The organism is Alloscardovia omnicolens DSM 21503, assembly GCF_000420505.1.
GTDB lineage: Bacteria > Actinomycetota > Actinomycetes > Actinomycetales > Bifidobacteriaceae > Alloscardovia > Alloscardovia omnicolens.
Genome location: NZ_ATVB01000010.1, coordinates 75,619 through 89,611, shown reverse-complemented (window position 1 = coordinate 89,611; position 13,993 = coordinate 75,619). Strand labels below are relative to the sequence as shown.

General features: G+C 47.1%; 11 protein-coding genes. All 11 read left to right on the top strand.

Translation table 11 applies throughout. From position 1 onward, the window contains the following. Positions 1–422 precede the first annotated feature (422 nt). The 11 genes from G464_RS0105505 (at position 423) to G464_RS0105455 (ending at position 13,973) form a co-directional block, all read left to right on the top strand. A complete protein-coding gene (locus tag G464_RS0105505) occupies positions 423–2,333 on the top strand; it encodes an ATP-binding cassette domain-containing protein (protein ID WP_022857061.1) in 1,911 nt (636 codons plus the stop codon). A gap of 1 nt (position 2,334) precedes the next feature. Continuing rightward, on the top strand, positions 2,335–4,005 hold the full coding sequence (locus tag G464_RS0105500; RefSeq protein WP_022857060.1) for an amino acid ABC transporter ATP-binding/permease protein: 1,671 nt from the start codon (positions 2,335–2,337) through the stop codon (positions 4,003–4,005). Between the two features lie 49 nt (positions 4,006–4,054). Then, positions 4,055–4,651 carry an MptD family putative ECF transporter S component gene (locus G464_RS0105495; RefSeq protein ID WP_022857059.1) on the top strand — a complete coding sequence of 199 codons (597 nt, stop codon included), beginning with the start codon at positions 4,055–4,057 and terminating at the stop codon, positions 4,649–4,651. Next, complete coding sequence (locus G464_RS0105490; RefSeq protein ID WP_022857058.1) at positions 4,651–5,385, top strand: CbiQ family ECF transporter T component; 735 nt, start codon at positions 4,651–4,653, stop codon at positions 5,383–5,385. Before G464_RS0105495 ends, G464_RS0105490 begins: the two co-directional genes overlap by 1 nt. 8 nt (positions 5,386–5,393) lie before the next feature. After that, on the top strand, positions 5,394–6,794 hold the full coding sequence (locus G464_RS0105485; protein WP_022857057.1) for an ATP-binding cassette domain-containing protein: 1,401 nt from the start codon (positions 5,394–5,396) through the stop codon (positions 6,792–6,794). Positions 6,795–6,812: 18 nt separating this feature from the next. Further along, positions 6,813–7,223, top strand: a complete 411-nt coding sequence (locus G464_RS0105480) for an arsenate-mycothiol transferase ArsC (RefSeq protein WP_022857056.1) — start codon at positions 6,813–6,815, stop codon at positions 7,221–7,223. Positions 7,224–7,247: 24 nt separating this feature from the next. After that, a complete protein-coding gene (locus G464_RS09700) occupies positions 7,248–8,837 on the top strand; it encodes a zinc ribbon domain-containing protein (RefSeq protein WP_022857055.1) in 1,590 nt (529 codons plus the stop codon). A 261-nt stretch (positions 8,838–9,098) separates the two neighbouring features. Next, positions 9,099–11,405 (top strand): 5-methyltetrahydropteroyltriglutamate--homocysteine S-methyltransferase, encoded by a 2,307-nt coding sequence (gene metE, locus G464_RS0105470; RefSeq protein WP_022857054.1) that lies wholly within the window; start codon positions 9,099–9,101, stop codon positions 11,403–11,405. A 14-nt stretch (positions 11,406–11,419) separates the two neighbouring features. Continuing rightward, complete coding sequence (gene metF / locus G464_RS0105465) at positions 11,420–12,268, top strand: methylenetetrahydrofolate reductase [NAD(P)H] (RefSeq protein WP_022857053.1); 849 nt, start codon at positions 11,420–11,422, stop codon at positions 12,266–12,268. A gap of 123 nt (positions 12,269–12,391) precedes the next feature. Then, positions 12,392–12,832 carry a MerR family transcriptional regulator gene (locus G464_RS0105460; protein ID WP_022857052.1) on the top strand — a complete coding sequence of 147 codons (441 nt, stop codon included), beginning with the start codon at positions 12,392–12,394 and terminating at the stop codon, positions 12,830–12,832. A gap of 91 nt (positions 12,833–12,923) precedes the next feature. Next, entirely contained in the window at positions 12,924–13,973 is a 1,050-nt protein-coding gene (locus G464_RS0105455; RefSeq protein ID WP_022857051.1) for an NAD(P)-dependent alcohol dehydrogenase, read from the top strand. Positions 13,974–13,993 lie beyond the last annotated feature (20 nt).

The window sequence follows — 13,993 nt, the reverse complement described above, 5'->3', positions numbered from 1 at the left end:
GTGTCAAGACATCGCCCGGTGTGAAGATGGTTTGGTTTATTTTCTTTTGTTGTCATGGGTGAACAACCCTAGTCATATACGCGCAACCGATATGCCACTTTTGAAACCATTTTTGCCCATCAAAACTGGCATAACAGGTGTATGAATCGGTTAAGCAGAATGCGTGAGAGCAATAGCTCTCCGAATTTAACGCAGTGTGAACCCTGATTGCGAGAAACAGCCGCTAGTCACACACCTGCAACCTACAAACCCCGCACCCCACACATTCTCAGGAAATTCTCATACTTTTTTTCATACTTCTTCCTTATCTCTGAGATAAACTCCAACGAAATACATACGAAACGCATATGGATTCTTAGAGCAACAAGAGCTTGAACAAACAATAACTATTGCGTTTGAGGTCTATACAAGAGCAGTTTTTAATGTTAGCTTTTTTAACATTGAGTACTGCAAGGATTCTTCCCGAGCCTTCGAAAACAAAAATTGAAGAAAAGAATGTGAGAGGCATGTTCAGTAAAAATCTTTTCAAACTGCCAGGCGCTAACCCGCGCGCCTCTATTATTGTCGGCATCTTAAACGCCATTGGCACTGCGCTGGAAGCTTTGGTCATCATTGATTTCGTGCGCATTTTAGGCATTTTTATTAACGTTATCCCTTACATTAGTGGAGATGTTATGCCTGCCTGGTCCGCGAATTCCGCAATGTTTGGCGTTCGTCCTGTTCTGCACAATCGCACTCCGTATATTATTTCTCTTATTGCTGCTCGTCTCGTCATTGCAGCCATCGCTCATTTTCTTACTGTGCGTTCCTCAAAAAAGTTACAAAAAGCTCTCACTAATTCCATCATGTCTGCTGCTTTTAACCCGGAGCGTATCCGCACGTCTTCTGCTTCTCTTATGGCTAATCAAGCGCTGTCTCAGCTAGCTGTTGAAGGCATCCCAGCAATCGTCAGCTTCTATACCGTTTATTTGCCAACTTTCGTACACGCTGTGGCAATGATTCCTGTAGCGCTCATTATTCTTATTCCTCTCAATGCTCCAGCTGCTGCTGTTCTCGCTCTAGGCATGGTTCTCGTTCCTGTTGCTGCTAATGCAAGCCGCAGTAAGGAAATCAACGTGCACAAGGAACAGCTCAAGGCTTATGAAGGCGTTTCTGCTCGTTACGAGGAGTCTTTGAAAGGCTTGTCTACCCTGAAACTTTTTGCAGCCGATAATAAGGAAGCTGCTGAGCTTGCTGATGGTTCGGAAGGTTTCCGTAAAGCAACTATGCAGCTTTTAGCAGGTCAGTTACGTTCTTTGATTGCTTCTGATGGCGTGATTTATGTGGCGATTGCTTTGGCAGCTGTTGCCAGCGCTTTCAGCATGAATGTTGTTATTTTTATTAGCGTTATTACTGTTTCTGTACGTCTTTTTGACCCTATGCGCCAACTCGTGTATTTGATTCATACAGGTGCTGTAGCTTCTCGTAAAGCCGACGCTTATCAGGAACTGATTGGCGAAACTGAAGCAGAGGAGCAAGAAACTAACCTCACCCACATCAATTGGAAATCTACAGAAGATCTCGAGAACAACGACTTACCTGCTGTTCATCTCGAAAAAGTTTCCCTCACTTACGCAGGCAACACAACTCCAAGCTTAAACAACGTTTCTCTTGACTTACCATGCCGCGGTCTCGTTACTCTTATGGGCCCATCTGGATCTGGAAAGTCTAGCTTAGCTTCCGTTCTTTCAGGCGTGAGCACTCACTATGAAGGTTCTGCTCAACTGCTGGGAACAGAACTCAAAACAGCATATATTAGTGATATTGCTCAGGTTGTTTCTGTTATGAATGGAACAAGCAATCCAATTGCCGGAACTGTGCGCTCTACTCTCGACGCTGAAGGTGAGCGTGACGATGCTCAGCTTAACGGGGCTCTTGAGCGTGTAGACCTTCACTTTGATCTTGACTATGTGCTTACTCCTGGAGGCGCAAATATTTCTGGAGGTCAGCGTCAGCGTCTTTTAGTTGCACGCGCTATGCTACTCGATCGTCCGGTTTATATTTTCGATGAAGCTAGTTCTGCGATCGATAATGAGCATGAAGAACAGCTGTGGAAGCTGTGGAAAGAACTATCTGAGCATGCCCTCGTTCTCGTTATTACGCATCGTTTAGCGCATGTTCAAACTGCTGATATGGTTTTGTGCATGAATAAAGGTGAGCTTGTGCACTATGGCACGCCGCAAGAGGTTCTATCAACAGGCGTAGCACGCGATATGTGGAACGCTCAGCAAGATGCGGAAAATCATCGTCTGAGCCAGCGCACGGCAAACACTGAACAAGCAGAGGAGAACTAACATGAAGTCAACTCAACTGATGCGCCGCATGGCCACCTTCATGAAGCACCTGATGCCTATTGAATTGCAAGCTATTGTGAACGGAACTTTGGGCTATCTTGCTGTGCCTGCTCTAGTTGTTTGTGCTACTGTGGCAATGTTCAATCTGTGGGTGGGAGATACCACAAACGCTATTATTTTAGCGGTTTCCGCTCTCATGTTTGCGCTAGTACGCGGCATTTTCGCCTTCCTTGAGCAGTACTACAATCATTTGATGGCTTTTACTGTTTTGCGCGATATGCGCAATCTGTTGTTTAAGCATGTGCAAGCTTTAGCTCCTGCACGTTTAGCTGAGCATGGTCGCGGTAAATTAGTCAGTGCTTTAACTGAAGACATTGAGCTACTTGAAATTTTCTACGCTCACACTCTATCTCCTCTTGCTATTGCTGTGGTTACCAGCGCTGTACAAGTGATTGCGGCTGCAATTATTCATCCTCTGTTGGGTGTGTGCACTCTGATTGCTTATGTACTGTTGGGTGTTGTAGAGCCTCTGATTATTGCCCATCCAACATCTCGTTGGGCAATGGCTGAGCGCGAAGCTCAGGGTTCCGTCTATTCTCAGCTTTTGGAAAGTTTGGACGCTCAGCGATCCTTAACTTTTGCAAGTTCTGACCGAGCTGCTGCACAAACAATAGATACGAATAATGAAAAATTATTGCATAGCCGAGCAAAGCGTTATGCTCTGGCTGGCTACAACAAAATGATTTTAGATATTCTTTCGCTCATGTGCGTAGCAGGTTTTGGTGCAGTAACTGTTTATTTGTATGGCACTAATTTTGTGGAAGCTCCTTTTGCTCTGATTGCTTTTGCTGCTTTTGCTAGCTCCCTCGTACCTATTCAGGCTATTGCTCGTTTAGGCACAGGACTTCAGCCAACTATGGCAGCTGCTCGTCGCGTTTTTGATTTACTCGATACTGCGCCTGCTGTTCAGGATATTGCTGACGATAAGGGCGCTCAGATTGATTCCTTTACCTCTGAAAAAGTTGATTCTATAAGCTTTAGCTATGATGATGTTTCTGAGAACGTTTTGAGTAACGTGTCTGTGAGCGTGCAACCTGGCAATATGACAGTGATTCAGGGTGAAAATGGCTCGGGTAAGTCTACTCTGATTAACCTGATGATGCGTTTCTACGATGTGGATTCCGGTGAAATCAGTGTTAATGACGTAAATATTCGCGAGGTTGCTACCTCATCCTTGCGTCATACTCAAGCGCTTGTTTCCCAGCAGACACATATTTTCTCCAGCTCTCTTGCCGATAATCTGCGCGTTGCTCAGCCACAGGCGAGCGATGAACAGTTGCGTTCTGTTATTGAAGCCGTGCAACTCGATGAGCTTGTAGGCTCCTGGGCAGACGGCACGAATCATGTTTTGGTACGTAACGGCGTGGAACTGTCTGATGGTCAGCGTCAGCGTATTGCTGTGGCACGCGCTTTCCTCTCCGATGCTCCACTTATTTTCTTGGACGAACCAACGGCAAATATGGATGCTCTGCTCGAGGCACAATTAATGCGCACTTTGGCAGCACAGCAAGCCGACCGTGCCTATGTGATTATTTCACATCGTCCAGCACCAGCAGCTTTTGCCAACCACGTCTATGACATGGCTCATGGCGAACTGACTGCTCGTCTCTAATAATCAACAATCCCCTCATTAAAAAACCTCATTATGTAGAAAGTTCATTATGACAACCCCAACACAGATTCCAAGTAGCTCTGCATCCACAGATAAAGAGCCAAACACATGGCTGGGCTTCAGTCTGCACGATATTGTCGATATTGCTATTTTCGCTGCCCTCGCCTTCGTGGGCATGTGCTTAGGTGGACCATTGCATGCCATCAAGATTTTTGGCATTCAGACACTGCTCACTGGGCCTTTTATTACCTTCTTCTCCATGTTTGCGCTTATTAAAATACGCAAACCAGGAACGGTGGTATTACTCAGCCTTATCTCCACGATTATTTTGATTCCAATGCATCCTACAGCATTTATTTACTCCGTGATTGCTGCAGTGTTTGCTGAGATTATTGCACTGGGGATTTTCCGCACATATGAAAACCGTGCTGCCCGCCTAACAAGCTCTATTCTGCGTTCTGTATTGCAACTGCCTGTGCAGATTGTATACACCCTTCTTGTTGTGGGTAACTTGAATAAAGCTCTGGTTGGCTCTACCCTCGCAATTTCGATTGTGCTGATTGTTGGTGTGCTTCTGTTCATCGGTTCTGCTTTGTTGGCGGAAAAGGTAGCGGCCGAGCTACGTAAGAGCGGCAGGATGCGTTAGTGGCAAGTCTTTCCACTGTTATTTCTGCTCTTTCGCAGCCTCTTTATCGGGTGCAGACCACACGTGTGAATCTGCACCCAAGTGCTTTGCTGCTGTCTAGTTTGCTTACATTTTGTATCGCCTTATGCGATCCACACACATCGCATCTAATTGCATGCATGATTGCCTGCGCTATTCTTGAACTCTGTTTTGGCATGTGGCACCAACTTATTGCCTTTATGCTGGCAATTACCCCATTTTATGCTGTCGTTGGACTGTTGACAGCTCTCGCCTACGGGGATATGGCGCTGACCGTACCCATTTTTGTGCGAATTTTTCTTCTGGGCTTAACCTGCCTGCCTATGCTGACCGCACGCGAAGCAGATGTTGTGCGCGTTTTACAAACTTTGCGTGCTCCTCGTGCTGTTACGCTTGCTGTGCTCATTAGTTTGCGTTTTGTGCATGTTATGGCTGTTCAAGCACATCGAGTGGTGGCAGCTCGCCGTACTATGCCTCGCCGCGGTGTGCGTCTCGTTCCTTTATGGAGAATGCTCGTTCCTCTGCTCGACCGCGCTCTGGCTATTGGCGATGATTTAACGCATTCTCTTGAACTGCGCGGCTTTACCTTGCGTAGCAATGCTCGATATAGCGTGTATAAAACCTTACATATGCGAGGCATAGATTATCTGTGGATTTCATTGTGGGTTGCTTTGAATATAACTTTGATTGTTCTGTGGATTATGGGAATTGCTTAGGTGAAGCTATGAATGATTACGCTATTTCCTTAGAAAACTTTAGTCTGCTCTCTTCCTCACCTTCCGATTCAACAGCAGACGGCACTGTTTTGCTCGATAATGTTTCGTTTGGTTTTGCTTGGGGAAGCATGACTTTGCTGTATGGAGAAAGCGGATGCGGTAAAACTTCTCTGCTTAACTGTTTTACCGGTTTAGCGCGTAGCAGCACGCATCTGAAGCTTTCCGGCAGCTTAACAGTTGATGGTGAAGATGCTCATGCATGGAGTCCCGATCAAGCAAGCGCTCACGTATCCTGCGTGCTACAAAATCCTGACGCTCATATTATTCATGGTCGCGTTGATGATGAAATTGCATTCAGCTGCGAAAATCAGGCAGAATCTGCTGAAGTCATAGATAAAAAAGTACGCGAGTTATGCGCTCTACTGCATTTAGATCCTCAGGCAGATACCTCCACGCTGTCTGGCGGAGAAAAGGAACGCTTGTGCATTGCCAGCGTTTTAGCCTGCGATAAGAAAATTATTATTGTTGATGAACCTCTAGCAAGTTTAGATGCTCAGGGTGCGCAGATAGTTTTAACCGCTTTACGTTCTTTAGCTGACCGCGGATATTGCGTGATTATCTGTGAACACCGCATATCAACAGTGGCTGATTATGTAGATACTGCTTTTGCTATGGGTGGCGCAACAGTGCGCGAAATCTCTCCTATTGCCTTAAAAACTCAGGTAGCAGAGTTTATGACAAGCTATGATGAAGTTCTTCAATCAGCACAGAATAATGCACAGAGCACTCAGCCGGTTCTTGCTTCTGTGCGCGATGTACAGGTGCATACTGCCAGTGGTCGCACAATTTTGAACATTGATTCTCTCGAACTGCATGAACGCGAAGTTGTGCTCCTCGTGGGAGATAACGGTTCAGGCAAAACAACACTGCTTAACGTACTTGCTGGTGTGCAAGGTCTACGTAAACCTGCTCAACGTCATATATCTGCTAACGTATTAACTGGCTTAGTATGGCAGTCTCCCCAGTATCAGATTTTTAGCACAAGCGTTGCGAGCGAAGTAGCTTTACGCACGGATAATCAAGAGGTTCGCGAGCGCGAATTAACAGCATTGGGATTATGCAATCTTACTGAACGTCACCCGCTTACACTGTCTGAAGGCCAAAAACGCAGGCTTATTTGTGCGGCAACGTGGGCAGCGGAACCAGATATCGTTTTGATGGATGAACCTTTCGCTGGTCAAGATAGTGCCAATATTGAACGACAACTCGCTCGAATTCAACGTTTAATAGACGAACATAATTCGTGCATTGTGCTGTCTACCCATGATGTGCGAGGTGTTATGGATATGGTTACGCGGGTGATTTATTTAGAGCAGGGGCGCATTGTGCGCGATACGAGAACTAACTGAGCATGATATTCTACTCATATGGATGCTGAGCCTACAATTCTTTTTGCTTGCCGACAAAATGCAGGTCGTTCGCAACTGGCTGCCGCTTTCGCTCAACAGATTGCTGACGAACGCGGTTTAAGCACTATTAGAGTTTTATCCGCTGGCTCTGAGCCTGCTAGCAAAGTTCATCCTCAGGTTGTTCACGTACTCGCTGAGTTAGGATTACAACCCGATTCTGAACCAAAATTATTGTTACCCGAAAATGTTCAGACATCTGATTGGGTTATTACTATGGGTTGTGGTGAATCTTGCCCGTACTTCCCCGGTGTCCATTTTGAAGATTGGGATATACCCGACCCCCATAATAAAAGCAATGAGGATGTACGCTTCATTGCTCAACTTATTCGCAACAAGGTTGATGATTTATTCAATCGCATCCTGAGTTAGAGTATCAAGAGAGAAGAGGAAATCATGTTTTGCACACAATGTGGCGCAAAGCTTGTAGCAGGTGCAAAGTTCTGCACAAAGTGCGGAAAACCGGTGCAATCTACTCAGCCTCAGCAGCAACCTCAAGTCAGCGCACCAACCCCTGCAGTTACACCGCCTGTAGAACCAGTAGCAGCACCAGCGCAGCCTGCCCCATCTCCAGCAAGCTTCCCTCCTGCTCAGTCAGCGCCTGCCCAGCCAGTACCAACCCAGCCAGCGCAATCAGAAACCCCATCATCAAACAAATCAAAAAAGAAATTCATCTACGCTGTCATAGCAGTTATCGCGGTTATTGCTGTAGCGGTCGGCGGTTTCTTCGTATACAAAACCTTCTTCTCGAAAAATGGAGTCAGCGCTCAAAACGCGGAAACGAGCGGAACCAAGTTCTCGGTCAAGCTCGATAAGAAGTGGACTGCAAAATCTACTCCTGTTCTGCTTCATATTATTAGCACAGATATGAACAATGATGTAGACATGTATCGAGCGGTACGCCCAGCTCAGAGCAAAGATACGCGAGGATCTGCGCCTGTTCAGCTGTCTGCGGGCGAATACGATGTTGAATACGTCAGCCCAGTAAATGCAGACGGTTCTATCTACAAAACCCCAAAAGATCTGTCGATTACTGTCGATAAAAATGGCTCGGCTAAAGGCTCTACATCTGCCTCTGATTTCGCGTTTATTGTTGCCGATGATGCGGATGCCAGCGATATTGAAGATATTTTAAGCGCGCTGAAAGAGGCTGCGAAAGATAAGAAGTCAGGTGTAACGAAGAAGGATATTGCTATCGCTTCTAAAGCTGCTTCAGCAAACCCGGATAGCGTGAACGAGGGCAGCGATGCCAAACTTCAAGAAGCAGAAAGCAAGGTTATAAACAGCGGAAAAACAGCGTTTACCGGCATTGTTCGCATTGCGCAGTCGTCGGGCGACCTGGCTAAATATATTGGCGCAGCACCAGGAAACGCGAACGTTCTGAACGAACCATATGCAATCCTTCTGCTCGACAAACCAACTGGATACGAACACCCAACAAATCTGAGCGATACTATCCTGATGAAGGAAACAGCGAGCTATATTATTCTTGCCACGTCAAGCGGCGAGCCAGCAATGAACAATTCTGTTGATTACTGGACGAAGTACAAGGATAAGCGTGTTGTTTTAAGCGGTTCTGCAACATCGCTCACCTACTCCGCTCAGGGTAACTATTATCCATACAATCCGTTTGCCACCCCTGAACTGAACCTTGAATATTCAGCGAAGGTAAGCAATCAGAAGCTGAAATCTGTATCGTTGCCATCGGGTTCCTTTACTGAGATTGTTAATCAAGATCCGAAGCATTCGTACAATCCGTCTTCCTTTACTTTGAACGGCAGTTCGATGGATATAAAGCACGGTTATGATGGATCGACCGATACTTACACGATTACTGAGGATGAGAGCGGTTCAACTGCTGCCCGCCGCACGTATACGCTCAAGAGCAGTAAGGCAAACGACCGCATTAATCATTTGGTTTATTACCCAGATAGCGGAGAAATTTTGATTGGTACAACGCGATACTCTGTTTTCCGTCAAGAATAGAGAGATAAGTTTTCTACTGAGGTCTAGAGGGCTGAGAAGTCCTCGTCGAAAAACCTATCGAAAATATTACCGAATGCAGGCGTACTATATCGGTTACTTGTAACTGCTGTAGTGCGCCTGTTCGTATAACTACTGTATAACCTCAACTTATAACGACACCTCAACTAACTTAATGCCTTATTTCGTTTTTCCTTTGCTAGGCTGAAACACAGAATATTCTCTGAGCAAAACGAGATAAAGATTAAGCATTGAGGAGTTACGATGACCACTCTTACATCAGTATCCGGCTTCCCTCGCGTAGGCTGTAACCGCGAGCTGAAGAAGATTATTGAAGCATACTGGAAGGGCGCCGTCTCGCTTGACGAGGTGCGTGCAACCGCTAAGGAATTGCGTGCGAAGCATTGGCAGTTGCAAAAGAATGCAGGCATTGATCTTATTCCGAGCAATGATTTTAGCTACTACGATCAGGTTCTCGACACTGCTATTTTGTTGGGTGCCGTTCCTGAGCGTTACCGTAATCTCAATTTTGAGAATGCTGAAGACACCCTTTTTGCTATTGGTCGCGGCTACCAGGGCGAAAAAGGCGATGTTACTGCTCTGCCTATGAAGAAGTGGTTCACCACAAACTATCATTATATTGTTCCAGAAATTGAAGATTCTTCTACTCTCAAACTGAGCGGTACGAAGCCTTTCGATGAGTTTGAAGAAGCAAAGAACTTAGGTATTCTTACCAAGCCAGTGCTTATTGGACCATACACCTTCCTCAAGTTGGCTCGTACACCTGAAGCACAAGAGATTGAAATTACCGATGAGCTGGTGGGTGCTGTTGCATCGATTTACGCGCAGATTGTGGAACGCTTTGCTCAGTTGGGTGCGCAGTGGGTTCAGTTCGATGAGCCATACTTGGTCTTGGATAAGGAAGGCGGCGATATCACAGCTTTCGAGAAACTATATGAACCAATTTTGACCGCTCGTTCTGGCTCTGTGAAGCTGCTCCTCAACACATACTTCGGCAATATTGGCGATGCTTATGAAACTGTGAATTCTCTTGGTTTCGATGGCGTAGCTTTGGATTTGATTGAAGGACGCGATGCCAATCTTGCTGCTGTAGAAAAGTTTGGCGTGAACGAGGCAACGACTCTGTTTGCAGGTGCAGTTAATGGTCGTAATATTTGGCGCAATAATTACGCCACAAGTTTGGGACTTATTGACGCTTTGCGCACACGCACACCGCGCGTTGCTGTGTCTACTGCCAGCTCGCTCTTGCACGTGCCTTTCAGCACTGCAGGTGAAGAAGCTTTAGGTGATGATGTGCTCAAGCATTTTGCTTTTGCTTCTGAAAAGTTAGGTGAAGTGCGCGATTTGGCTGATTTAGCTGATTCAACTGAAGATGCCAAGAAGAGCTCTGAGGCTTTGCAGAAGAATCAGGCTTTGTTCGATGGCTCCCGCGTTTCGGCTGATGCGGCTGTTCAAGCACGCCTGGAAGCTTTAACCGCTGCTGATTTTACTCGCCAGCCTGCGCGTGCTGAGCGTCAGGCTTTGCAGCGTGAAGCATTGAATCTGCCTCTTTTGCCAACCACGACTATTGGTTCTTTCCCTCAGACTAAGGAAGTGCGTGCCGAGCGCGCGAAGCTTCGCAGGGGCGATTTAAGCCGCGAAGAATACGATGCTTTCATTAAGCGCAATATTGATGAGGTTATTAAGCAGCAAGAAAATATTGGCTTGGATGTGCTTGTTCACGGTGAATTTGAGCGTAACGACATGGTGGAGTATTTCGGACAAAATCTTAACGGATTCTTGTTCACGAAGAACGCTTGGGTGCAGTCGTATGGAACTCGCTGTGTGAAGCCTCCTATTGTGTGGGGTGATGTGTCGCGTGCGAACCCGATTACCGTGGAGTGGAGCGCTTATGCGCAAAGCCGCACCGACCGCGTGATGAAGGGCATGCTTACCGGTCCTGTAACGATTTTGAATTGGTCGTGGCCGCGCGAGGACATTACGCACGAACGCCAGACTCAGCAGTTGGCTCTGGCGATTCGCGATGAAGTGCTTGACCTTGAGGCTGCTGGTATTAAGGTTATTCAGATTGATGAAGCTGCTTTGCGAGAGAAGCTTCCACTGCGTCGTAGCGACTGGCACTCCCAGTACTTGGATTGGGCTATTCCAGCATTCCGTCTGGTTCATTCTGCAGTGCAGCCAAGCACTCAGATTCACACTCACATGTGCTATTCGGAGTTTAATGATATTATTCGCGATATCGACGCTATGGATGCCGACGTTATTTCCTTTGAAGCTAGCCGTGGGGATTTAGTAGTTCTTGATGCTATTGAAGAAGCCAACTTCGAAACCGAAGCGGGTCCTGGTGTTTACGATATTCACTCCCCTCGTATTCCATCTCAGGCAGAGATTGAGGAACGCATTGGCGAAATCCTCGACAAGATGGATGTATCTAAGGTGTGGATTAATCCTGACTGCGGTTTGAAGACCCGCGGTAACACAGAAACCTGGCCAAGTCTTGAGAATCTTGTTAAGGCTGCTCAGGCTGTGCGTTCACGTGTAAGTAAGTAATATCAGGGTGAATTATGCATAAGCCGCAATTTTCTCTGGAGGTGTTCCCACCGCGTCGTAATGGTCCGGTGGGTAGCATCTACGATACTCTAGATGGACTGCAGGGCATTAATCCTGATTTTATTTCTGTAACGTATGGAACAGGAAAAACTGCCGACCGCACAGCTACCGCGCGTATCTGTCATACAGTGCGTCAGGAATATAATATTCCGGTAGTAGCACACCTAACTGCACAGTATCTCGATAAACAGCAAGCTGACGAAGCTTTAGACATGTTCAAGCAAGCAGGTGTCAGCGCTGTTCTCGCTTTACGTGGTGACGCGGTAGAAGGGCGCAAACCTACCGGTGTATTTAAGTATGCAAGCGATCTTGTGCGTTATATTCGTGAGCAATGCCCAGATATGAAAATTTTTGGCGCATGCTATCCAGAAGTCCATCCAAACTCTGCTGGTGTAGTCGATGAACTACGCCATTTGAAAACCAAGGTGGATGCTGGTACATCAAACCTGATTACGCAGTTATTCTTCGATAACGATGATTTCTTCCGTTTCGTAGAACAGGCACGCATTGCAGGAATCGATGTGCCGATTGAAGCGGGAATTATGCCCGTGACTAACGCTGCACAAGCGCGGCGCATGGTAACTATGTGTGGAGCGCGCATTCCAAAAGAACTGTCTGCCATGCTGGAACGTTGGGGCGATGATCCAGATGCTATACGCCAAGCAGGTGTTTTATACGCTTCCCAGCAAATCGCGGATTTAGTTTCGCGAGGCGTTGATGGCGTGCATTTGTACACCATGAATCATCCGTGCACAACGCGGCGAATTTGGGCGAATGTCTCTGCATTGTTCAAAGAAGTGTAGAACTGGTTGCGATGGTGGTGAGGTTCGTAAGAGCTTCACCACTTTTTTATTCACATCCCCCTCTGCTAAACTTAAAGCAAACTTCAACTACTCTTATGACCCCTGGAAAGAAAGCGCTACCCCATGTTCCTTAAAATCGGCGAAGTCTCCGAACGCTTTAACTTGCCCACTTCCACTTTGCGCTATTACGACAAAGCAGGGTTCTTCCCCAATATAGAGAGATCGGGCGGTCAGCGTCTGTTTGGAGAACACGAAATCGATACCGTGCACGTTATCGAGTGCCTCAAAAAATCGGGCATGTCTATTGAAGATATCCGCCAGTTTATTGCCTGGGCTGAGGAGGGCGATAGCACGCTGAACGAGCGCTATCAACTTATTCTCGACCGCTGTGAGGCACTCGAAAAAGAGTTCGAACAGTTACGCAAAGTAGAGGCTATGCTCACCTTCAAAAAGTGGTACTACACCACCGCCATGGAACTAGGCAGCGAGGAAGCTGTGCAGTCTATCGAACCCCAAGACATGCCAGAGAACATTCGAAAAGCACACGAACTAGCCTTTTCGTAACATGACACGCCGAACACAACCCAATAGTTTGACATAAAGCCAACTTTAAGTTTTAAGCTAACAATACAAGACATCAATCAAAGGAGAGACAATGCCTCAGGTATTTGCTTATGCGTGCGACGATAAGACCTCGATTTTCCATCGCACCACCATTGAAATCCGCGAACCTGCGGACAACGAAATCTACTTCGACATTCAGTACGCCGGCATTTGCCACAGCGATATTCACACCGCCCGCGGCGAATGGGGTCCAGTGCACTATCCTCTGGTTCCTGGTCACGAGCTCGTGGGCGTTGTCAAGAAAGTTGGCGACAAGGTTACTAAGTTTAAGGTTGGCGACAAGGTAGGCGTTGGTTGCATGTTCGCTTCTTGTAAGGAGTGCGAGTACTGCAAGGCTGGCGAAGAACAGTTCTGCAGCAACCCTCACGCCTACTTCACCTATGGCACCGATCAGAACGGTAACCCTACGACCGGCGGTTACGCACAGGGCTTTACCGTGCGCGAAGACTTCGCGTGCCGCATTCCGGAGGCTATCCCGTTCGAAACCTCTGCTCCTCTTTTGTGCGCAGGCATTACCACCTACTCCCCTCTTAAGCGTTGGCAAGCAGGCCCTGGCAAGAAGGTAGCTGTGCTCGGTATGGGCGGTTTGGGACATATGGGCGTGCAGATTGCTGCCGCGATGGGCGCAGAAGTCCACGTTATTTCTCACAGCCGTTCGAAAGAAGATGACGGTAAGCGCTTGGGTGCGTCGTATTACCACGCTACGAGCGAGCCAGGTACGCTCGAAGCTTTGCGCGATACCTTCGATATTATTTTGTGTACGGTGAGCGCCAGCGATTTGGACTACACCGCATACCTCAACATGTTGAAGCCATATGGCGTTTTCGTCGATGTTGGTTTGCCAGAAGAGCCCGCTTCGATTAATTTGAGCGCTTTGGTTCACGGCAACCGCGTTATGGCAGGCAGCATGATTGGCGGCATCGACGAGACTCAGGAGATGCTCGACTTCTGTGCTGAGCACGGTATTCATCCGGTTATTGAGATGATTGGCGGCGAGGATATTACCGAGGCCTACGATAAGGTAACCGCTTCTCAGGTACGTTACCGCTACGTTATCGATACCGCAACGTTTAACGATTAAAAGAAAATGGCGAGGATTTT